The sequence below is a fragment of the Nocardia sp. CC227C genome (genome assembly GCF_030767025.1).
GTDB lineage: Bacteria > Actinomycetota > Actinomycetes > Mycobacteriales > Mycobacteriaceae > Nocardia.
On sequence record NZ_JASITE010000008.1, the window covers coordinates 267,730 to 289,435 of the forward strand.

The following is a 21,706-nucleotide window of genomic DNA, read 5'->3' on the forward strand; positions in this document are numbered from 1 at the left end:
GCCGTGCCCCGTCCGAGAGTTGGAGGTTGGACGGGGTGGATGCACCGCCATCGCGGGCCGGGAGCAGGTTCGGGCCGTACGAGTTGCGCTCGCTGCTGGGCAGGGGAGGGATGGGTGAGGTCTACGAGGCCTACGACACCGGGAAGGACCGGGTGGTCGCACTCAAGCTGCTGCCGTCCGAACTCGCCGAGGATCCCTCCTATCAGGAACGATTCCGCCGGGAATCGCAGGCGGCGGCGAGATTGGCCGAGCCGCACATCATTCCGATCCACGACTGGGGCGAGATCGACGGTGTGCTGTACATCGACATGCGGCTGGTGCGCGGACAGGATCTGCGTTCCCTGCTGAACCAGTTCGGCACTCTGCCGCCCGCCCGGGTGGTCGGAATTCTCGAGCAGGTCGCGGCGGCCTTGGACGCCGCGCACTATTCGGGTCTGGTGCACCGCGATGTCAAGCCCGCCAATATTCTGGTCACCGAGGCGGATTTCGCCTATCTGGCCGATTTCGGCATTGCCCGTTCGGAGGGTGACAGCACCGTCACCACGGCGTCCTCGGCCATCGGCTCGTATGCCTATATGGCCCCGGAGCGCTTCGACGACGGTCCGGTCACCGGCCGCGCCGACATCTACTCGCTGGGCTGCGTCCTGCACGAGGCGCTCACCGGCACCCGGCCGTTCCCGGCGCAGAACATCAGCGAGCTGATCCGGGCGCATCTGTCGCAGTCGCCGCCCGCGGCATCGCAGTTGCGCTCCGGCACCCCGCCGGGGCTGGACGCGGTGATCGCCCGCGCCATGGCCAAGAATCCCGCCGACCGGTTCTACACCGCGGGCGAATTCGCCGCGGCCGCGCGCAACGCGCTGGTCGGCGGACCGGTCGCGGCACCGCCGCCGGCCGCGCCGCCCGCCCGGACCGTCCCGCCGCCCACGGTGCCGCCCGCCGTCCCCCCGGCCGCGGGGCCGCCGCGGGTGGGCGCGTCCGATCCGACCGTGGTGCGGCAGCCTCGTCCGGGGCCGGGGTCCGCCGGTTCCGGAGCGGCCTACGCCACCGGGGCTTTCCCCCGGGCGGATGACGAGCAGCCGCCCACCGGGGACCTGCCGGTGATCGTGCCCGCCGACCCGACCGTGGTGCGGCCCAGCGACTTCTATTTCACGCCGCTGCCCGAGCATGCGCGACCGACGGAACCGCGTTGGGGTGAGCACTCCTACGCCTCCGGCAACGCCGATTTCCCGTACGCGCCCGCACCCGATCCGTCGGCCTATCCCACCTCGGAGCATCCGCGCGTCGACGCGCCCCCGCCCGCGGCCCCACCGCGGCGGCGCCGGTCGATCGTGGTGCCGGTCGCGGTGGGCGTGCTGGCCATCGCGCTGGCCGCGGTGGCGGGCACGCTGGGCTGGCAGGCCATCGACGGCGGCGGCATCGAATCACCGAATGCCCCTGCGGCACAGGATAATCCGACTCGGCCGCGGACGGCCCCGCCGACCCCGGGCCGCACGACGACCGCGCCCACCACCACGACCACCCCGACCACGGTCCAGCTGCCCGCGGACGCTATGCCGTGCCCCTCGACCTTCGGATCGCTGGGCGGCTACACCTCCTCGGCGGCCGGAACCTCGGTCACCAGTTGCCCGTTCGCCGAGGAAGTTCGCCGGGCCTACGCCGACGCGACGGGCGACACCCCGGGCGCGACGGCTACCGTGGTAGCGGTGAGTCCGGTGACCGGACGCTCCTACCCGATGAATTGCACGGCCGCAGGGAAATTGGTGACCTGCACCGGCGGAGAGAACGCGGTGGTGTATGTCTACTGATCCGTTTCGGATCTGTCGCACGGCCCTGAAGAACACGGTGGCGCTGGCCACGCTGCTCGCGGTGTCGGCGTGTGCCGTTCAGGTCGGCACTTCCGGTGTGCCCGCCGCCGATTCCGCGGAGATCGCGCCCGGCGACCGGGACCGGGCGATGGGCTTCCCGGCGGCGGAGGGGAATCGCTCAGAGGGGAATCGCTCACTGGGCGCGCCCGAGCTGCCGGATCTGTTCGGCCTGCCCCGAACCATCTCGCTGGCAGCGGATTTCGCCGACCTTCGCGCCCGCATGGGCGGCCGCATGGGAATGGCGATCATGCCGGTCGGCGGCGGCGAGGTGACGGCGCTCGGCGACTGGAGCACGGGTATCGCGTGGTCGACCATCAAGGTGCCGATCGCCCTCGCGGCCCTGCGCCGTGATCCGGACGGACTGATCGATACCGCCGAGGCCGCCATCACGTTCTCCGACAACGGTGCGGCACAACAGCTCTGGAACTCACTGGGCACGTCGGAGGAGGCCGCGACCGCGGTCGAGTCGGTGCTGCGCGAGGCCGGGGACACCGTCACCGACATCGCCGACCGGCACACCCGGCTGGCGACCGTCGGCTCCTACGAACTCATGGCCTTCGGCGCGACCAGCTGGACGCTGACCGACCAGGTACGCTTCGCCTCCCGGCTGCCCTGCCTGGACGACGCCGACACGGTGATCTCGCTCATGGGCGAGATCACGCCCGACCAGAGCTGGGGTCTGGGCCGACTCATCGGCGCGGAGTTCAAGGGCGGCTGGGGACCCGACGACGACACCGGCGACTACACCGTCCGGCAGTTCGGCCTGATCCCGACGCTGTCGGGGCCGATAGCGGTGGCCATGGCCGCCGAACCCGGATCGGGCAGCTTCTCCGACGCCACCGACATGATGGACCGGATGGCCCTGCTGGTCGCCGATCATCTCGAGGAACTGCGCGGGGGCCGGTGCATGCACTGACCACCCGAAATGCGGGCGTCCGGGCTGCATTTGACCACCGTGCGGCGACGCACCAGAATCCTTGCGATCGACGGGAGTCGGTGGTCGAGCATCGACGAGTCGCCCACCGCCCCGAGATATGGAGGTAGACGGGGTGGACGTCCCACGGTCGGGCAATCGGAGCGGGGCCGGAAGCGGCACGTCCCCACGACGATCGACGCGTAACGACCGGTGGTGGAGCCGGTTCGCGCGTGCGGCCGGGGTGGCCGCCGTACTGGCGCTGTCCGCCTGCGGCAGCCAGCCCACCCTGGTACCCGAAACCACCGGTGCCACACCGACGGCCGTCAAGTCCACCACCGGACTCGTTGCCGCCCTTCCCGGTTCGCTGGCCTGGGATTTCAACGAATTGCAGGGCACGTTGCAGGGCGCGGTGGGGCTGGCGGTCATGGCCGTTGGCAGTGACCGGCAGGTCACCCTCGGCGACTGGAGCAACGGTGTGGCCTGGTCGACCATCAAGGTGCCGCTCACCCTGGCCGCGTTGCGCAACAACCCCGGGTACAGCGGTGCGGCGAGTTCGGCCATCACGGCCTCCGACAACTCCGCCGCCGAGATGCTGTGGCAGTCGCTCGGATCAGGGGATACGGCCGCGCGGGCGGTGGAGGCCGTACTGCGCGAGGGCGGGGATTCGACCACCATCGTGCCCGCCCGGCCGACCCGCTCGGAGTACTCGGCGTTCGGGCAGGCGGAATGGTCGCTGTCGGACCAGCTGCGCTTCGCCTCCCGGCTGCCCTGCCTGCCGCAGGCCGATACGGTCACCGCGCTCATGGGGAAGATCAGCTCCGGCCAGCGCTGGGGGCTGGGCACCCTGGAGGGCGCGCGGTTCAAGGGCGGCTGGGGGCCCGACACCTCGGGCAACTACCTGGTGCGCCAGTTCGGACTGGTTCCGGTGTCCGGCGGGGAGATCGCCGTCGCGCTTGCGGCCGCGCCCGATTCGGGTTCCTTCGATGACGGCGCGGCCCTGCTCACCAAGCTCGCCGGGCTGATCGAACTGCATCGCGAGGAGCTCGCCGGGGGCGGCTGCCCGCCGTAGCGCTGAATCACACCGGGCCGTGCCGAGCGGTCCGCGATCCGTAACGAGGGGTTCACGGGGGTACGGCCCACACCGGTGGCGCGGACGGGGCAAGATGGGCGGCATGCGTATCGGAGTTTTGACCGGAGGCGGGGACTGCCCAGGCTTGAACGCGGTCATCCGAGCTGTCGTTCGTACCGCGAACGGTCGCTGGGGCGACGCGATTGTCGGCTTCCAGGACGGGTGGCGCGGCCTACTCGAGGATCGCAAGATCCAGATCTTCAACGACGACCGCACCGACCGGCTGCTCGCCAAGGGCGGCACCATGCTCGGCACCGCGCGCACCAATCCCGATGTGCTGCGCGCCGGGCTGGGCCGGGTGAAGCAGACGCTCGACGACAATGGCATCGAGGCGCTCATCCCGATCGGCGGCGAGGGCACCCTGACCGCGGCCAGCTGGCTGTCCGACGAGGGCGTGCCGGTGGTGGGCGTGCCCAAGACCATCGACAACGATATCGACTGCACCGACGTCACGTTCGGCCACGACACCGCGCTGGCGGTCGCCACCGAGGCCATCGACCGGCTGCACACCACGGCGGAATCACACCAGCGCGTCATGCTGGTAGAGGTCATGGGCCGCCATGCGGGGTGGATCGCGCTGAATGCCGGAATCGGGGGCGGTGCGCACCTGACCCTCATTCCCGAAGTGCCGTTCGATGTCGACGAGGTCTGCAATATGATCAAGCGTCGATTCCAGCGCGGCGACAAGCATTTCATCTGCGTGGTCGCCGAAGGCGCGCATCCCGCGCCCGAATCCATGACCCTGCGCGACGGCGGTATCGACGAATTCGGCCACGTCCGGTTCACCGGCGTCGCGCAACAGCTCGGGGCCGAGATCGAGCGCCGCATCGGCAAGGAGGTCCGCACCACCGTGCTGGGCCACGTGCAGCGCGGTGGTCAGCCCACCGCCTACGACCGCGTCCTCGCCACCCGTTTCGGTGTGCATGCCGCCGAGGCCGTGCACGCCGGCCGCTTCGGCCAGATGGTCGCCCTGCACGGTACCGAGATCGAGCTGGTGCCGCTGTCGGAGGCCACCAAGCAGCTCAAACTGGTGCCTCCGGACCGCTACAACGAGGCCGCCGCGTTCTTCGGCTGAGCCCAACCGTCGCGGCCCCCGCACCGTCGGGTGCGGGGGCCGCGACCGTTGCTCGCGACCGGCTCAGCGGTCGAATCGACCCGCCGTCACCGCGGCGGTGAACCTCGCCCAGGCGGCGGTCGTGAACATCAATGCCGGTCCGGCCGGATTCTTGCTGTCGCGCACGCCGACCGCGCCGTCGAGGAACGAGATCTCCACGCATTCCTTCGCGCCGGTGCTGTGCGCGCTCTTGAACCACCGAGCGCCGGACGGTTCGACGTTCACGTCACGTACTCCTTCGCTGCCTTCCGCAAGAGCTCTCTACTGCTCGTTTCGTCCAACGCCGCGCGCTGGAGCGCGTGGTACGCCTCGCGGTACCGGTCGACCGCCGCTTGCTTTTCCAGGTAGAGGTCGCCGAGATAGTTCTCCAGGTACACCACGGTGGGGTCGACCGGCTTGCTCCGCGAGTCCCGGCCGAATTCCAGAATCACGAACGGCCCGACGGTGTGACCCGACGGGACACCCGCGGAGAAGGGTAGTACACGGACAGTAATCGTCGGCAGCGTGCTCATATCCGCCAGGCGGCGCAACTGTGCCGACATGACGCGCGGAGTGCCGACGACCCTGCGTAACGCGGTTTCGTGCAGCACCACGTCGAAGGCCGCGGGGCTGCGTTTGCGGGTCAGCAGGTGTTGACGGCGCACGCGCAGCTGGAGGCGGCGGTCTATCTGCTCGCGCGGAGCATCCGGCCAGTAATCGGCGATGAGAACGCGGGCATAGTCGGGCGTTTGGAGCAATCCGGGCACCAGATCGGGCTGATAGGAAATCAGGGCGCGCGCCGAGGATTCCAGGCCCACGTACATGTCGAAACCCTCGGGCACCAGGCTGTCGTATTCGTGCCACCACGATTTCACATTCGCCTGCTGCGCCAGTCCCACCAGCGCGGCGGTGAATTCGTCGTCGAAATCGTAGATGCGGCACAGTTCCCGGATGTCGAGCACGCGAATCTTCTCGGCATTGCCGGTTTCCAGACGCTGCAACTTCGATTCACTCCACTCCATGAGCGAAGCCGCCTCGGCAATGGTCAGATTGGACTCCATCCGACCCTCACGCAGGTATCGGCCCAGCTGGCGGCGCGGCAGTGTGGAACCGTGCTCTGGCATCGAATCCTCCCCCGCGAAGCTGATTTTCGGTCACTGTGAACGATGCTGCCATGCGTTATGAATGCTGACCTGGAGGTTTCGGAAAGTTCCCGATTATCTGCCGTCTTTGCCTGACATTTTCCCTCGCTGCTGCTGTGCTGGTAGGCGCGCCCGGTTGCGAGCCGGAGCCCTGACAACTCCGGACACACTCGTCCCCGAGCCGGGCGCGCCTCTCGATCACCGCCGACTCGAACGAGGAACCATGACCGGCTCCGAATCCGCGCCATCCGGGCGGAGCCGACTCCGCACGCCGATTCCGCGCCGACTCCGCACTCCGATTGCGCGCACCTGCCCGTACCGCCGACAGCCCCGGCGATTCTCGCTACGCTGGGCCTAATGTGCCCCTCGCGCTGACTCCGGCGGTCCTGATGATGTACATCCTCGATTGCACGACGGACCCGGGCGACCTCACGCCCGAACAATCCCACCAAGCCATGCAATTGCACATGTGCTGCACGGTCGACGACTGCCGAGTACGCCGCCGAGCCCGTCAAGTCCTGGTGGACGCCGGGCAAATGGTCCTGGACGACCGCGCCGCCCCCTGAGCACGCCGCCGCCGACCACTCCGCTACGGATCGATCGCGCTGAGGACCAGGACCACCACCAACACCAGCAGCACCCCCGCCGCCACGGCCAATGCCACCACCGCGGCGGGCTGCATCTCCCCGAACGGTGACCGCTGCCGCGGCGGGTGCACCGGCGGCACCTGCTGGGGCGGATAGGGATAGGAAGCGAACGGCGGCGGCGCTCCGGCGGCGGGCGCTCCGGGATCGGGCCCCATATCGGCAGGTCCCGCTACGCCCGGCCCACCCGCTGCAGGCTCACTCACGCCAGGCCCTTGCGCACCGGGCTCACCCGCGTCGTGTCTGCCCGCATCGAGTGGTGCATCCCCTGCCCCCGGCGGGGTGTAGCTCGCGGGCACCCCAGAGACCGTGCCGGTGGGACCGGATGCCGCACCTGCACCCGGTTCGACGGGATGCGAATCCACCGCCGGGCGGCCGGTATCCGCCGGGCGCACATCGTCGGCAGCCGGTGCCGCCGCACCACCGGACCGCTCGGCACCACCCGCCGCGACGATCGCTGCCGACGCCTCGCTCCCCGCGTGCTGATCGGACCGGGCCGCCTGCCGCTGCCCGGACTCGATAGCCGGGGACGGTACTTTGTCGGAACCTGACTCATCGGTACCCGCACCGGAAGCATCCGTACCCGAAACATCCGTGCCGACAGCAGAAGTCGGAGCGCCCGAGTGGTCGCCCGCGGCAGGCGCATCCGGCGCGGGTGCACCGCCCGGGTCGACGCCGGAAACCGAATCGTCCGGACCATCCGGGGCGGAGCCGCCCGCATCGCGGCCCGGAGCAGGCCCGCTCGGCCGCAGACCGTGATCGGCCCGCACGGCGTCCCTTCCTCCGCCACCGCTTTCCTGCACCCATGCACCGGCCGAGTCCCGTTGCACGCCAACGGCATAGGCGACCGGCTCCGTCACCGAACGCATCACCCCGGAGAAGGCGGGTTCATGCGCTGGTTCGGCCGCGCCGAACGGCTGCTCCGCACCGAAGCCCGCACCTGCTTCAGGTGGTCGACCACCCGCCGCACCCTCCCCCCGCGCAGGCCGACCTCCACGTGTCGGGTCCGGCCCCGCATCACCGGGGCGCGGGGAGTCCCCACCCGACCGCTCTCCGGCACCCGAGACCACGCCCCCCGGCGGCCGACCCGCCGACGCGGCAGCCACCTGCCCCGACTGGTCCGAACGCCCGGCCGCCGCCCGCGCCGGTTGACCGGCGGCCCCCGAGACGGCTTGCGGCGGAACACTCCCGGGCACGGGATCCCCGTGCGGCGGCAGATCCGAGGGCACCGGGTCCGCCTGTGGCGACTGTCCCGCCTGCGCGGGGACCCCCTGCGGCGACTGAACCGGGAGCCCCGAATCGACGTGTGGCGGACGACCCGTGGGCGTCGCCACGCCCTGCGGCGACTGACCCACCGGATGCGGAGCGGCCTGCGGCGGACGACTCGGCGAGCCGGGATCTCCCTGCGGCGGACCCGGGTACTGCGGATCGACCTGCGACGTCTGCGCCACGGGCGCGGGGTCACCCTCCGGCGGCGGGCCCGCGGAAGCCCGGCGTGACTCCTCCGGCGACACGGGGAGCCGCCGCGGCGGCCGACCCGCCGCAGCGGCGGACGGCAGGTGCTCACCCGGCGCGGCAACTTCCTGCGGCGACCCACTCGACGGCACCGTGTCACCCTGCGGCGGCCGGCCCGCGGATCCGGCATCTCCCTCCGACGGCTGTCCGGGGGATGCTGGAACACCTTGGGGCGGTTGGCCTGTGGAGGCCGGTGCCGACGGCGGCGGGTACGGAGCGGGGGCGGGCTCCGCGTTCGGTGCCGGGTAGGCCGGTGGGGAAGGTGGTGTGGGGGCGTAGTTCTGGGGTTGGGGGGACGCGAAACCGGGTGCGGGTGGCTGATAGCCGGGGGTGGGGTTGTAGGGGGGCGGGGCGGCGGTAGGGTGGTAGCCGGGGGGTGGGTACGGCGGGTAGGCGGGCTGGTGGGGGTAGTTCGGCTGGTGGGGGTAGGCGGGTTGCTGGGGGACGTAGGCGGGCGGGGACGGTGGTTGGGGCGCTCGCGGGTCGGGCGGGTAGGGGTAGGCGGCGGGTGGGGCCGGGGTGTGGGCGGCCGGTGGCGGAGCGGGATCCTTGACGGCGCGGCGGGCGGCGGCGGCGAATTCGGCGCAGGTGCGGAAGCGGTCGGCGGGGCGTTTGGCCATGGCCTTGGCGATGACGGCGTCGACGGCCGGGGAGAGTCCGGGGCGGCGCATGCTGGCCGGGTAGGGGATGAGATGCAGGTGGCCCCTGATGATTTCGCCGGGGTCCGGGGAGTCGAAGGGGCCGATCCCGGTGAGCAGCCAGTAGAGGGCGCAGCCCAGCGAGTACTGGTCGGTGGCGTGGTCGAGCCGACCGCCGGTCATCTGTTCCGGCGAGGCGTAGGCGAGGGTGGCGGTGAACATGCCCGCCTGGGTCAGATGCGTGGAATCCTCCCGCAGCCGCGCGATTCCGAAGTCGGTGAGGAACACCCGCTCGCCGTGCCCGCCGACCGCCCGCGCCAGCATGATGTTGGCGGGCTTCACATCTCGGTGCAATACCCCCCTGCTGTGCGCGTAATCCAGTGCGTCCGCGACACCTTCGATGATCTGCACGGCCCGCTCCGGAGGCAGCGTGGCGGTCTGCACGCCGGCCGCGTCCACACCGTCCACGTACTGCATGGAGATCCACAGCTGGGCGTCCTCGGAGCCCCGGTCGTACACCGCGACGATATTCGGGTGATCGAGCTGCGCCACCAGATCGGCCTCGCGCTCGAACCGCGCCCGTACCTCGCGGTCCGCGAACAGTTCCCGGTTCAGCAGCTTCAGCGCCGTCAGCCTCCCGAGCCGGGGGTGCCGCGCGAGGTACACCGACCCCATCCCGCCCTGACCGAGCAGCTTCTCGATGGTGAAACCGGCGAATACGTCACCCGTCTTCAGCAAGGCGACGACCCCCTTCCGGTGACATTGGAGTGCGGAGAGCCTACCGCGCACGATCCGCGTCCGGCTGCCCGGTTCCGCGGTCGCGCACCTGGTTCAGCCCGGTGTCACCAGCCCGGATTCATAGGCCAGTACCACGGCTTGGGCCCGGTCGCGCAGGTTCAGTTTCGCGAACACCTTGGACACGTGGGTTTTCACGGTCTGCTCGGCGACGAACAGGGTTTCGGCGATCTCGGCATTGGACATACCCCGCGCGATCAGCTCCAGCACCTCGCGTTCGCGCGGGGTGAGGTCGCCCAGCGCCGGAGTGGGCGCCCGGCGGGCGCGGCGGCGGGTCACATCCGCGATCAGCCGCCGCGTCACCGTCGGCGCGAGCAGCGCGTCACCACCCGCGACCACGCGCACCGCGCGCACCAGTTCCTCGGCGGGCGCGTCCTTGAGCAGGAATCCGCTGGCCCCGATCCCGAGCGCCTCGTACACGTAGTCGTCGATATCGAAGGTGGTGAGCATGAGCACCCGCACCGGCGGCTCGAACCCCGCGGACAGAATCACCCGCGCGGCATCGAGACCGTTCATCTCCGGCATGCGCACATCCATGAGCACCACATCCGGCCGCAGCCGCTTCGCTTCCGCCACAGCGGCTTTCCCGTCGGGCGCATCCCCGACCACGCTGATGTCCGGCTGCGCCGCCAACAGCGCGCCGAACCCCTGCCGCACCATCGCCTGATCGTCGGCGATCAACACGGTTATCGCCACAGTCCCACCTCACGCACCCCACGAGTCTCGCACGAGCGGGCGCGATGTATGCCCGCGAGGGGGAACCGGTGGCGGGCGCTACTCGACCGATGCCGCCACCGATTCCCCTTGATCTCGGTGACTACCCGGGGAGGGGGAGTTCGGCGCGGACTTCGAAGCCGCCGTCGGGGCGGGGGGCGGCGGTGAGGTGTCCGCCCGCGGCCTGGGCGCGCGATTGCATGCCGGTGACGCCGCTGCCGGGGGTGTCGTGCGGGGGACGCGGGGTTGTGGGCTCGGTGGCGGCGTCGTTGGTGATGGTGAGGGTGACCGCGGCGGCGGCGACGATCCGCACCCGCACCGGCGCGCCGGGCGCGTGGCGGGAGGCATTGGCCAGCGATTCCTGGACGATGCGGTACAGGGCGAGGCCGGTGGCGTCGGGGATGGCCGTCAGCGGGCCGTCGATCTCCGTGGTGAGGGCCATGCCCGCGCGCCGGGCGCCCTCCAGCAGGTCGGGCACCTCCATGGCGGTGGGTTGCGGTGCGTGTTCGGGCAGTTGCCCGTCGCTGCGCAGCACGCCGAGCAGGCCCCGGATCTCGTTGAGCGCCGCGCGGGCGCCCACGCCGATGGCGTCGAATTCCGCGCGGGCGTCCGCCGACAGTCCGTCGATGCGGTAGGGCGCGGTCTGCGCCTGCACCACCACCATCGACATGTGGTGGGCCACCACATCGTGCAGGTCGCGGGCGATGCGGGCCTTCTCCTCCAGAATGGCGCGGCGGGCCCGCTCCAGTTCGGTCTCCTCCGACTGCGCCAGCAGCGCCTGCCGCGACTGGGTCAACCAGCGCACCATGAGGCCGAGCAGCACGATCCCGGTCATGGCGATGGGCCAGCCGACGCCGGAGGCGGCGAACTCGTCGCCCTGCGAGGACATGGTCGTGCCCATGAGCAGCGCCGACGCCACCCATGCCACCAGCACGATCTGCATGCCGGAGCGCACCGCCACCGCGAACAGCAGCGCGAACAGGCACAGCATGTGCACCACCTGGAACGGGATGTCCTCGCCGGGCCGGTTCGGAATCGCCAAGGCGATCACCAGCGCCGCACCCGCGGAGATCGCCCATCCGAGCGCCGGGTTCAGCCGGGCGAGCAGCAGCGGGAAGGCGGCGAACCCGGCGATGAACGGGGCGGCCGCCGCGGCCACCTGGTGGGTGATGAACAGTGTCGGCCACGCGACGGCGTAGAAGATGAGCGCCACCGCGACGGTGCCCAAGTCGAGCCACAGCCGTGCATGCTTCAGTCGCCCTGACGGCAATGTCGCAACCATAGCCATGACAGTAGGAGCCGCGCCGCCGCCGTACCTCATACCCCCGAGCGATCTTGGACCCCCTACCGGAGTATCAGTTCCCCGCCGGCCTCCCTCTCACCGCGCAGCCGGGAAACCGTCCCGCAGCGTGACGCCCCGGAGCCCGTCCCCTCCATAACGTCGGCAACCATGATCGTGACCCCGGACCACCAGGATCGCCCCCGGCGCCGCACCGACCCGCACCCCGCCGATCCCCGCCCTCCGGTCGACCCCGCCCGCACCACCCGACCGCAGGTGAACGCGTCGCCGCGCCGTGGCGCGCGGCTGACGGCCGCGGTGGCGGTGCTGCTGGCCGCCACGGTGACAACGGCCCCCGTCGCGGCCGCCGACACCACCGATGGCGCACCCTCCGCGGGCGGGGTGCGCGAGGAGAACGCCGGGGCGCGGTCCGCGGTCATCGCACTCACCTCCGCGGCCGGATCCGATGCCGCGATCCCGCCCGACTTCGCCACCGTCATGGGCTATCGGCCGACGGTCGAGCAGGGATTGCTGGTCGATCCCGACGGCGACTGCTCCTCACCCGTTCCGCTGCCCGCCGAGTTCGAGATCGCCTGCAAGGCCCACGATCTCGGATACGACCTGCTGCGCTATGCCGATTCGCGGGGCGAACCGCTCACCGCGTGGGCGCGGCAGGCGCTCGACGCCACCCTGGAGCGGCACATGCATGCCGCCTGCGCCGCGCGCGAGGAGCCGATCGCCCGCGCCCGCTGCCGCATCATGGCCAGCGTCGCGACAACGGCCGTGGACCTCAACTCACGCCGCCAGGACTACGGGCCGCCCGTCCACGAAACCCTCTCCGACGCAACGGCACCCACCTCGACATCGGCGGCGGCCGCCTACCCCCTCGCCGCCGCTACCCTGGCGCTGAGCGGATTCGCCACCGGCCGCGGCCTGCGCCGCCGCACCAACCGGCCCGACACGGCCGGGCTGCGCCGCCACACCACCGATGTGACCGCACGGGGGGCTTCGGCATGAGTTCAACACACGACTTCGGGACCGACGTCACACCGCACCGCGAACCAGCGGGGGCGCAGCGGATCTGCCCAGAGGACGGAAACCGGCCTCCCGCGGGGAACACCCGAACCGCGGCGACGGCCGACCCGGTCGGTGGAAGGCAGCGCCCCGCCGCGATACCGACGGATCACGACCAACGGCCGCACATTGCGAGACCTTCGGATCGCGGCAATCGAGAACGGTGCCACACGTCGGGGCACGACAACCCGGAATACCACCGGCGGCACCACCCACCACACCACCCGGACCCCGACGACCACGGCACACAGCCGCACCCCACAACACCATCGGATCACGACAACCGAGAACGGTGCCACACGGCGGATCACGACAACCCGGAATACCCCGGGCGACACCGCACTTCGGCGGACTCGGATCCCGACGGCCACGGGAGCCCGCGTCACATGAGGTCGACGTCCCGGCAGGTTCGGTCGACAGCACTCGATCCGGCCGACGGCCACCGGCAGCGGAACAGCCGTCGGCCCGTGGCGGCCGCTCGGGCTCGGCACCGGTTTGCCCGGGGACGCTTCGGGTCCGGGCGGCAGCGTCGGGGGGCGCGGATTCGTTTCGTGCCCATCGGTCCCACGGCGACCCCGAGACTCGGCACCACGGTGGGGATCACACTGGGCGTGCTCGCCTCGCTGGCTCCGGGGCTGCTGCCGCGCACCCCGTCGGCGCAGGCGATTCTGAGCGGGCTGCTGGCCGTGATCGGTCTCGCGCTGGCCGGGCTGGTGCGTTTCACGCTGCGGCGCTGCGGCGTCGACGTCGATGCCGTGACGGCACGGTGGCGGCAGCCGGTGCTGGTGGTGGCGGCCGTCGCCACGGGCGGGGCCGTCGGGTACGCCGAGTACTGGCAGACCCGGTTGCGCGATGCCATGGGCGTCGCGCAGGTCGGCGTGGAGTACTGGTTGTGGTGGCTGCTCGGAACCGCCCTCATCGTGGGTGCGGCCGTCGGGCTGGCGCACGGAATCCGATGGCTGGTACAGCGTTTGGGTCGGTTGCGCAGCGCGGTGCTCGGCATCTTCCTGGTGGTGGCGACACAGGTGGCCGCTGTTCCGGCGGTGGTGCAGTGGCGGCAGAGCGCCTACGCCGCCGCGAACGCCGCGGTGGATCCGGCGGTGCGACAGCCGATCTCCGCCGCGCGGTCGGGCAGCCCGGTGTCCACCGTCAGCTGGCCGTCGCTGGGCGCGCAGGGCCGACGCTTCGTGGCGGGCGCTCCCACGCGGGCGGTGCGGGTGTACGTGGGCATCGATTCCGCCCCGGATCTGGATTCCCGGGTGGCGCTGGCCATCCGGGAGTTGGAACGCTCCGGCGGGTTGGAGCGCGCACACCTGGTGGTCACCGTTCCCACCGGTTCGGGGTGGATCGATGCCGAGGCGGCCGCCGGGATCGACGACCGCTTCGACGGCGATGTGGCCCTGGTCGGCCTCCAGTACTCGGCGGCACCGAGTTGGGTCACCTTCGTCTTCGGCCGCGCCGCCGCGGAACAGTCCGCGCGGGCGCTGTTCACGGCGATCGAACAGCGCCTGTCCACTCTCCCCCGCCCACCGAAGCTCTACGTCTACGGCCAGAGCCTCGGCGCGCTCGGCGGCAGCGCCGTCTTCCCCGACGACGCCGACCAGGACCGCCGCACCTGCGCCGTACTCTGGGCCGGACCTCCGGCCGGAGCCGTCAACCACGGCGGCGCAACGGTTCTCGCCAACGCCTCCGACCCGGTGGTGCACTGGTCCCCCGCGCTGCTGTGGCGCGCTCCGAACTTCACGGGCACCCGCCCCGACGCCCCCGTCCCCCCGTGGCTCCCGGTGGTGAGCTTCGTCCAGACCACCGCCGACCTCCTCGCCGCCCTCGACGCCCCCACGGGCCACGGCCACCGTTACGGCACCGACCAGGGCACCCGCCTCGGCGACTGCTGACCCGGGCCGTGACATCGCCGACGGCGGTCCCGCGGGGCCGATTTCGGGCGCGAGGCACGGTCGCAGCCATGGGCGACGCCGGTCAGGCGATCGGTCCCCGTGCGGCCTCGTAGGCCGCGCCGACCCGGTACAGCCGGTCGTCGGCCAATGCCGGGGCCATGATCTGGAGGCCGACCGGCATGCCGTCGTCCTGGCTCAGTCCGGACGGCACCGACATGGCGCAGTGTCCGGCCAGGTTGGTCGGCAGCGTGCACAGGTCGGACAGGTACATGGCGAGCGGGTCGTCGACCTTCTCACCCAGCTTCCACGGGGTGAACGGGCTGGTCGGCGAGACCAGCACGTCGACGCTCTCGTACGCGGAGTCGAAATCCTGCGCGATGAGGGTGCGCACCTTCAGCGCCTGACCGTAGAACGCGTCGTAGTAACCGGCGGACAGCGCGTAGGTGCCGATCATGATGCGGCGCTTGACCTCCGGACCGAATCCGGCCTCGCGGGTGAGCGACATGACCTGTTCGGCCGAATGCGTGCCGTCGTCGCCGACGCGCAGACCGTAGCGCATGGCGTCGAAGCGCGCCAGATTGGACGACACCTCCGACGGCAGGATCAGGTAGTAGGAGGCGAGCGCGTACTCGAAGTGCGGGCACGACACCTCGATCACTTCCGCGCCGAGATCCTTCAGCTGGGCGACGGCGGCGTCGAAGGAGGAGAGCACGCCGGGCTGGTAGCTGTCGGAGTGCAGTTCCTTGACCACACCGACCTTGACGCCCTTCAGATCACCCTGCGCACCCGCCCGGGCGGCGGCGACCACGGGTGGCACCGGCACATCGCGCGAGGTGGAGTCGCGCGGGTCGTATCCGGCGATCACCTCGTGCAGCAGCGCGGTGTCCAGCACCGTGCGACCGCACGGTCCGCCCTGGTCCAGCGAGGAGGCGCAGGCCACCAGGCCGTAGCGCGACACCGTGCCGTAGGTGGGCTTGGTGCCCACGGTCGCGGTCACGGCCGCGGGCTGCCGGATGGAGCCGCCGGTATCGGTGCCGATGGCCAGCGGAGCCTGGTACGAGGCCAGCGCCGCCGCCGAACCACCGCCGGAACCACCGGGAATCCGATCCTTGTCCCACGGGTTGCGGGTAGGCCCGTACGCCGAGTTCTCGGTGGAGGAGCCCATCGCGAACTCGTCCATATTGGTCTTGCCGAGAATGGGGATCCCGGCCGCGCGCAGTTTGGTGGTCAGGGTGGCGTCGTAGGGCGCGACCCAGCCCTCCAGGATCTTGGAACCGCAGGTGGTCGGCTGATCGGTGGTGGTGAAAACGTCCTTGAGCGCCAAGGGGACACCGGCCAGCGGCGAGGCCACGGTGCCGGCGGCCACGGCCCGGTCCACCTCGGCGGCGGCCACCAGGGCCTGCTCGCCGGAGATGTGCAGGAAGGCGTTGATCTCGCCGTCGACCTCGGCGATGCGCTGGATGTGCGCCTCGGTGACCTCCACCGAGGACACCTCGCGGCCGTGGATCTTCTCCGCCAGCTCGGCCGCGGTCAGCTTGGTCAGGTCGCGCCCACCCGTCTCCCGACCGCCGCCCCCCACGGAACCGCTTCGCGATGCTGTACTCATTCGCCCTCTCCCAGGATCTGCGGGACCATGAACCGCTGTTCCTCGACCGCGGGTGCGCCGGACAGCGCCTGTTCCGGGGTCAGGCACGGCCGGACCTCGTCCGGGCGGGTCACATTGGTCGCCGGGTTCGGCGACGCGGTGGCCGGGACATCGGCGGCCGCGACTTCGGAGATGGCCTTGACGTGGGTCAGGATCGAATCCAGCTGACCGGCGTACAGGTCCAGTTCTTCCTCGGTCAGGGCGAGCCGGGACAACCGGGCGAGGTGTGCGACCTCGTCGCGGGAGATGGCGGGCACCGCGGGACCCCTTTCGGCATGGTTTAGCGTGGTGATTCGGCTATCGGACAGCCTATCGACTCGTGCGGGGGCGTCCGTCACCGGTCGGGACCATGGCGGGCACACTCGATAGCCGCCACAATGAACAGTGGTCCACGTCACCGGAATCCCGTCGACTCGATAACGGTCTCACGAGGGTGTAAGTATTGCCTGACTCGGGTATTCGTTCCGAGTTGTCGGTCGCACAGGAAAGGAAGGGACGCACGTGTCATTTCTGCTCCGCGTGCAACTTCCGGATCGCCCGGGAAGTCTCGGCTCACTCGCCCTCGCGCTGGGCTCCGTCGGCGCCGACATCCTCTCGCTGGATGTCGTCGAACGCGGCGACGGCTACGCGATCGACGACATCGTGGTGGAGGTGCCGCCCGGCGCGCTCCCCGACACCCTGATCACCGCGGCCGAATCCCTGGCCGACGTGCTCGTGGACTCGCTGCGCCCGTACTCCGGGATGCTGGACACGCATCGGGAACTCGAGCTCATCGACCAGGTGGCCAGCGCCCGCGACGACCGGCTCCAGGTGCTGGTGGACGGTGTGCCGCGGGTGCTGCGGGTCGGCTGGAGCACGGTCATCGACCTGGGTCCGCAGGGCGCGTACCGGGTGGTGGGCAGCCAGAGCGCACCCTCCACGCAGGCGGCGTCGGCACCCTGGATGCCGTTGGAGAAGCCGTGCGTGCTCGACGGCGAGGCCGACTGGGTGCCGCAGATCTGGCGGGATATGGACACCAAACTGGCCGCCGCGCCGCTGGGCGATACGGGCAAGGTGCTGCTGCTCGGACGTCCGGGCGGACCGGACTTCAGGCCCAGCGAGGTCGCGCGGCTGGGCTACCTGACCGGAATAATCGCCACGGTGCTCGGCTAGCCGAGAAGTTCTCGCGCCGAGGGCTCGCACCCGCCGCGGTAGCTGCCCGCTACGCCTCCCCGAGCAGATCCCTCCGCATGACGGTGAGCGGCGTCCCCGCCATGGTCCGCCAATCCCGTTCCGGCACATGAACGAAACCGACCCGGTCGTAGATGCGACGGGCATCGGCCATGGTCGGCATGGTGGTGAGGACGACGCCGTCTCGCCCCTCGGCCCGCGCGATCTCGACGACCCGGTCGATCAGCGCCGAACCCACGCCGAGCCCGCGCGCCCGTTTCGCCACGGCCAGCATGCGGAACTCCAGTTCGCCCGGTCGGGCGATATCGGCGAACGCCGTGCCCGGCCGGGCCACCGTCACCGACCCGAGCAACTCGTCTCCGCGCACCGCCACCAGCACCTCCGCCGCGGCGGCCCGCGTCGCGGTATCCGCGAGCTCGGACACATAATCACTGCGCGGATTCACATGCCCCTCCCCCACATACACCTCCACCGTCAACGCCCCCACAGCCGCGAACTCCCCCGCCCGCGCCTCCCGAATCTCCACACCCATACCGCGCCTCCATCCGACTTGGTCATTCGATCACGGGGAACCGGTGGCGGCATCGCGCGAGTGGCCACCGCCACCAGTTCCCCCTGATCTTGCTCACCCTTCGACGCCGTCGGGGCCACGCTCCAGGAGCCGCAGAAACCCCTCCTCGTCGAGAACCGGCACCCCCAGCTCCTCGGCCTTCGCCGCCTTCGAGCCGGGCGCGTCGCCGATGACGACGAAGGCGGTTTTCTTCGATACCGAACTGGCCGCCTTGCCGCCGCGCACGATGATCGCCTCCTTGGCGCCGTCGCGCGTAAACCCTTGCAGCGAACCGGTCACCACGATCGACAGCCCCTCGAGATTGCGCTCGATGGACTCGTCGCGCTCATCCTCCATGCGCACGCCGGCGGCCCGCCACTTGTCGACGATGGCCCGATGCCAGTCGACGGTGAACCACTCCGCCACCGCCGCGGCGATGGTCGGCCCCACGCCGTCGGTGGCGGCGAGCTCCTCGACGGTGGCGGCGTCGATGCGATCGATACTCCAGAATTCCGAGGCCAGCGCCCGCGCGGCGGTCGGCCCGACATGCCGGATGGACAGGCCCACCAGCACCCGCCACAGCGGGCGGTCCTTGGCGGCTTCCAGGTTGTCGAGCAGCTTTCTGCCGTTCGCCGAGAGCGTGCCGTTCTTGTTGGTGAACAGCTCGGTGGTGAGCAGTTTGTCCTCGTCGAGGTCGAACAGGTCGCCCTCATCGCCGATGGCGCCGGATTCGAGCAGGTCGATGGCGGCCTCGTAGCCGAGCGCCTCGATATCGAACGCGCCGCGACCGGCCACGTGGAAGACCCGCTCCCGCAACTGCGCCGGGCAGTACTGCTGGTTGGGGCAGCGGATGTCGGCGTCGCCCTCCTTCTCGGGGGCGAGTTCGGTATCGCACTCCGGACACCGTGTGGGCATGACGAATTCGCGTTCGCTGCCGTCGCGCATGTCCACCACCGGGCCGAGCACCTCGGGGATCACGTCACCGGCCTTGCGAATGGTGACGGTGTCGCCGATCAGCACGCCCTTGCGTTTCACCTCCGCGGCATTGTGCAGGGTGGCCATGGCGACGGTGGAGCCCGCGACCGTCACCGGTTCCATGACCGCGAACGGCGTGACGCGTCCGGTGCGGCCCACGTTGACCTGGATGTCCCGGAGTCTGGTGGTGGCCTCCTCGGGCGGGTATTTGTACGCGATGGCCCAGCGCGGGGCCCGCGAGGTCGCGCCGAGGCGGCGTTGCAGCGCGAATTCGTCGACCTTGACGACCTGGCCGTCGATCTCGTGCTCGATGTCGTGGCGGTGCTCGCCCCAGTACGCGACGCGCTCGAGCACCGCGTCCGCGCCGCGCACCAGCACGGTGTGCGCGGAGACCGGCAGGCCCCACGCGGACAGCGCTCGATACGCCTCGTGCTGCGATTCGGGCGACCACCCGTCCAGGCGGCCGAAGCCGTGGCAGATCATGCGCAGCCGCCGTCGCGCGGTCACCGCCGGATCCTTCTGCCGCAGCGATCCGGCCGCGGTATTGCGCGGATTCGCGTACGGCGGTTTGCCTTCCGCCACGATGGCCGCATTGAGCTGGGCGAAATCCTCGAGTGTCAGATACGCCTCGCCGCGCACCTCGAGCAGTTTCGGCACCGGGAATTCGTCGCTGGGGGTGAGCACGTGCGGGATGTCGTCGATGGTGCGCGCGTTGAGCGTGACGTCCTCCCCGGTGCGTCCGTCACCGCGGGTCGCGCCGCGTACCAGCCGCCCGTCCTCGTACACCAGATTGAGTGCGACACCGTCGATCTTGACCTCGCACACGTACCGGATATCCGGCCCGGTCTCGGCCTCCACCCGGCCGATCCACTGCCGCATCTCCTCGTCGTTGAACACATTGTCCAGCGAGTACATCCGCTCCAGGTGGTCCACCGGCGCGAACTCGGTGGTGAATCCCCCGCCCACCAGCTGCGTCGGCGAATCCGGCGTCCGCAGGTCCGGATGCGCCTCCTCCAGCGCCTCGAGCCGCTGGAACAGCCTGTCGAACTCCCCATCCGAGATGATCGGCGCGTCCCGCACGTAATAGCGGAACTGATGATCGCGAACCTCCTCCGCCAGTCGCTGCCACTCCACGCGCTCGTCCCCGCTCGCCGGGGTGATCTCGATTCCCGATTCGCTCACACAGGCACCCTATCGGAGCCGAACCGACACCCGAGCGCGACATTCCCGCACGTCGAGCGGGTATCACCGGCTATTTGCGACCGGTCGGTGGCTTTCTTGCCCAGCGGATTTCGGACACAGCGCGCCGGGAACAGCGCCATCGCGGCCGCTGTTGCAGAGCGTATGGATATCGAGACCGCCGTCACATTCGCTCGGGAGCACAGCCGGTCGGTACTGGCCACGATTCGCAAGGACACGCGTCCCCAGCTGTCCAATGTCACGCATTGGGTGGGTGAGGACGGGGTCGTTCGGATCTCGATCACGGCGGATCGGGCCAAGTATCACAATCTGCGGCGGGAGCCGTGGGCGGCATTGCATGTGACCAGCGAGGATTTCTGGTCGTATGCGGTGCTGGAGGGGAAGGCGGAGCTGTCGCCGGTGGCGGCCGAGGAGGGCGATGCGACGGTGGCGGAGTTGATCGCCTACTACCGCGCGCTCAACGGGGAGCATCCGGATTGGGACGACTATCGGCGGGCCATGGTGGCCGATCGCCGCGTCGTCGTGCGGATCACGACGACGCGGGCGTACGGCATGCTCGGCTGAATCGCCGTCGGCTCACACCGATTCGGGCGTCCACGCGTCCGGATCGAGTTCGGGCAGGGTCTCGCCGGTTTCCAGCAGGGCCTTCAGGTTGGTGAGGATGCCGGGCCAGCCGTGGCTCACGGCTTCGAGCAGGCCGCTGCCCTCGTCGAAGCCGTCGTGCACGACGGTGAGTTTCACCAGCGCGCCGACCGGTTCCAGTTCGAAGGTCACCTTGGAGCGCGATTCGCTCGCCCACTTGTCGATCGTGGCCTGATCGAGCCCGAACTGCTCACCGTAGTCGGGGCCGAAGGAGTGCCAGGTGTAGGACAGCCGGGTGTACGGCTGCGCCTCCAGCACCACCTGCTCGGGAGCCTTGCTCGTCCAATCACGTTCGTGCCAGGTCATTTCCGAGCCGGGCTGCCAGTCGGTGTCGAAGCTCGCGCCCCAGTAGCGCTTGGTGAAGGCCGGTTCGGTGAGTGCCTGCCACAGCTTCTCCGGGGTGGTCTTGATGTAGGTGGCGTAGACGAATTCGTTGCTGCCCATGGTCGTGCTCTCCAATGCGTTCTTGAGGTCGGCGAGTGCGTGCACCCGCCCGCGGTCGTAGCGGTTGATCCAGCGGTCGGCGATGGCATTGACGGGCTCGGCGTTCAGGTAGTGCAGCTTCTCCCGGCCGTGGCGGCGGGTGATCACCAGATTGGCGGCCTCCAGCACGGCCAGATGCTTGCTGACGGCCTGCCGGGACATATCCAGTCCGGCGCACAACTCGCGCAACGTTTGACCGGTGCGTTCGTTCAGGCTGTCGAGCAGGCGGCGGCGACTCGCGTCGGCCAGCGCCTTGAACACCTCGTCCACGCCATCTCCTCAATAGGCAACTCCTTGGTTGCACATTGGACCATAGGCAACCTATTGGTTGCATGTCAAGGG

18 protein-coding genes are annotated in these 21,706 nt (G+C 70.4%); 8 read left to right on the forward strand and 10 right to left on the reverse strand.

Annotated elements, in window-relative coordinates:
- Positions 1-35 precede the first annotated feature (35 nt).
- From QMO76_RS18730 to QMO76_RS18745, 4 genes are all read left to right on the forward strand, one after another.
- A complete protein-coding gene (locus QMO76_RS18730; protein ID WP_306362604.1) occupies positions 36-1,805 on the forward strand; it encodes a serine/threonine-protein kinase in 1,770 nt (589 codons plus the stop codon).
- On the forward strand, positions 1,795-2,781 hold the full coding sequence (locus QMO76_RS18735; protein WP_306362605.1) for a hypothetical protein: 987 nt from the start codon (positions 1,795-1,797) through the stop codon (positions 2,779-2,781). Before QMO76_RS18730 ends, QMO76_RS18735 begins: the two co-directional genes overlap by 11 nt.
- Positions 2,782-3,022: 241 nt before the next feature.
- Complete coding sequence (locus tag QMO76_RS18740; protein WP_306362606.1) at positions 3,023-3,850, forward strand: hypothetical protein; 828 nt, start codon at positions 3,023-3,025, stop codon at positions 3,848-3,850.
- A 103-nt stretch (positions 3,851-3,953) separates the two neighbouring features.
- Positions 3,954-4,985, forward strand: coding sequence for an ATP-dependent 6-phosphofructokinase (locus tag QMO76_RS18745; protein WP_306362607.1), 1,032 nt, complete (start codon positions 3,954-3,956; stop codon positions 4,983-4,985).
- A 63-nt stretch (positions 4,986-5,048) separates the two neighbouring features.
- Here QMO76_RS18745 and QMO76_RS18750 read toward each other — a convergent pair whose 3' ends face one another.
- The 5 genes from QMO76_RS18750 to QMO76_RS18770 form a co-directional block, all read right to left on the reverse strand.
- Positions 5,049-5,249 carry a DUF397 domain-containing protein gene (locus QMO76_RS18750; RefSeq protein ID WP_306362608.1) on the reverse strand — a complete coding sequence of 67 codons (201 nt, stop codon included), beginning with the start codon at positions 5,247-5,249 and terminating at the stop codon, positions 5,049-5,051.
- Complete coding sequence (locus QMO76_RS18755) at positions 5,246-6,127, reverse strand: helix-turn-helix transcriptional regulator (RefSeq protein ID WP_306362609.1); 882 nt, start codon at positions 6,125-6,127, stop codon at positions 5,246-5,248. The genes QMO76_RS18750 and QMO76_RS18755 overlap by 4 nt, the downstream gene beginning before the upstream one ends.
- Positions 6,128-6,734: 607 nt before the next feature.
- Positions 6,735-9,680 (reverse strand): serine/threonine-protein kinase, encoded by a 2,946-nt coding sequence (locus QMO76_RS18760; RefSeq protein WP_306362610.1) that lies wholly within the window; start codon positions 9,678-9,680, stop codon positions 6,735-6,737.
- A 93-nt stretch (positions 9,681-9,773) separates the two neighbouring features.
- Positions 9,774-10,433 (reverse strand): response regulator transcription factor, encoded by a 660-nt coding sequence (locus tag QMO76_RS18765; RefSeq protein ID WP_306362611.1) that lies wholly within the window; start codon positions 10,431-10,433, stop codon positions 9,774-9,776.
- 121 nt (positions 10,434-10,554) lie between these two features.
- Positions 10,555-11,733: a sensor histidine kinase gene (locus QMO76_RS18770; protein WP_306362612.1), complete on the reverse strand. Its 1,179-nt coding sequence runs from the start codon at positions 11,731-11,733 to the stop codon at positions 10,555-10,557.
- A gap of 168 nt (positions 11,734-11,901) precedes the next feature.
- Here QMO76_RS18770 and QMO76_RS18775 point away from each other — a divergent pair, with 168 nt between their 5' ends.
- Together QMO76_RS18775 and QMO76_RS18780 are read left to right on the forward strand one after the other, a co-directional pair.
- A complete protein-coding gene (locus QMO76_RS18775) occupies positions 11,902-12,747 on the forward strand; it encodes a hypothetical protein (RefSeq protein ID WP_306362613.1) in 846 nt (281 codons plus the stop codon).
- A gap of 608 nt (positions 12,748-13,355) precedes the next feature.
- Positions 13,356-14,699 (forward strand): alpha/beta-hydrolase family protein, encoded by a 1,344-nt coding sequence (locus QMO76_RS18780; protein WP_306362614.1) that lies wholly within the window; start codon positions 13,356-13,358, stop codon positions 14,697-14,699.
- 82 nt (positions 14,700-14,781) lie between these two features.
- Here the strand turns inward: QMO76_RS18780 and gatA are convergent, their stop codons facing one another.
- Entirely contained in the window at positions 14,782-16,305 is a 1,524-nt protein-coding gene (gene gatA, locus QMO76_RS18785; protein ID WP_306362615.1) for an Asp-tRNA(Asn)/Glu-tRNA(Gln) amidotransferase subunit GatA, read from the reverse strand.
- Entirely contained in the window at positions 16,302-16,601 is a 300-nt protein-coding gene (gatC, locus tag QMO76_RS18790) for an Asp-tRNA(Asn)/Glu-tRNA(Gln) amidotransferase subunit GatC (protein WP_306362616.1), read from the reverse strand. Before gatC ends, gatA begins: the two co-directional genes overlap by 4 nt.
- Before the next feature lie 244 nt (positions 16,602-16,845).
- Here gatC and QMO76_RS18795 point away from each other — a divergent pair, with 244 nt between their 5' ends.
- Positions 16,846-17,496, forward strand: coding sequence for an amino acid-binding protein (locus tag QMO76_RS18795; RefSeq protein ID WP_306362617.1), 651 nt, complete (start codon positions 16,846-16,848; stop codon positions 17,494-17,496).
- A gap of 49 nt (positions 17,497-17,545) precedes the next feature.
- Here QMO76_RS18795 and QMO76_RS18800 read toward each other — a convergent pair whose 3' ends face one another.
- Both QMO76_RS18800 and ligA read right to left on the reverse strand, forming a co-directional pair.
- Positions 17,546-18,046 carry a GNAT family N-acetyltransferase gene (locus QMO76_RS18800; RefSeq protein WP_306362618.1) on the reverse strand — a complete coding sequence of 167 codons (501 nt, stop codon included), beginning with the start codon at positions 18,044-18,046 and terminating at the stop codon, positions 17,546-17,548.
- Positions 18,047-18,139: 93 nt separating this feature from the next.
- Positions 18,140-20,221, reverse strand: a complete 2,082-nt coding sequence (gene ligA / locus QMO76_RS18805; protein ID WP_372342009.1) for an NAD-dependent DNA ligase LigA — start codon at positions 20,219-20,221, stop codon at positions 18,140-18,142.
- A 162-nt stretch (positions 20,222-20,383) separates the two neighbouring features.
- Here ligA and QMO76_RS18810 point away from each other — a divergent pair, with 162 nt between their 5' ends.
- The gene (locus QMO76_RS18810) at positions 20,384-20,803 is read left to right on the forward strand and encodes a PPOX class F420-dependent oxidoreductase (protein WP_306362619.1); all 420 of its coding nucleotides are present in this window, start codon (positions 20,384-20,386) and stop codon (positions 20,801-20,803) included.
- Positions 20,804-20,815: 12 nt separating this feature from the next.
- Here QMO76_RS18810 and QMO76_RS18815 read toward each other — a convergent pair whose 3' ends face one another.
- On the reverse strand, positions 20,816-21,634 hold the full coding sequence (locus QMO76_RS18815; RefSeq protein ID WP_306362620.1) for a metalloregulator ArsR/SmtB family transcription factor: 819 nt from the start codon (positions 21,632-21,634) through the stop codon (positions 20,816-20,818).
- Positions 21,635-21,706: the final 72 nt, after the last annotated feature.

What these genes read in the sequence shown, in the direction of transcription:
- QMO76_RS18735 (WP_306362605.1), top strand. Translation starts at nt 1,795, where the DNA reads ATGTCTACTGATCCGTTTCGGATCTGTCGCACGGCCCTGAAGAACACG.
- QMO76_RS18745 (WP_306362607.1), top strand. Translation starts at nt 3,954, where the DNA reads ATGCGTATCGGAGTTTTGACCGGAGGCGGGGACTGCCCAGGCTTGAAC.
- QMO76_RS18755 (WP_306362609.1), bottom strand. Translation starts at nt 6,127, where the DNA reads ATGCCAGAGCACGGTTCCACACTGCCGCGCCGCCAGCTGGGCCGATAC.
- QMO76_RS18770 (WP_306362612.1), bottom strand. Translation starts at nt 11,733, where the DNA reads ATGGTTGCGACATTGCCGTCAGGGCGACTGAAGCATGCACGGCTGTGG.
- QMO76_RS18775 (WP_306362613.1), top strand. Translation starts at nt 11,902, where the DNA reads ATGATCGTGACCCCGGACCACCAGGATCGCCCCCGGCGCCGCACCGAC.
- gatA (WP_306362615.1), bottom strand. Translation starts at nt 16,305, where the DNA reads ATGAGTACAGCATCGCGAAGCGGTTCCGTGGGGGGCGGCGGTCGGGAG.
- QMO76_RS18800 (WP_306362618.1), bottom strand. Translation starts at nt 18,046, where the DNA reads ATGGGTGTGGAGATTCGGGAGGCGCGGGCGGGGGAGTTCGCGGCTGTG.
- QMO76_RS18810 (WP_306362619.1), top strand. Translation starts at nt 20,384, where the DNA reads ATGGATATCGAGACCGCCGTCACATTCGCTCGGGAGCACAGCCGGTCG.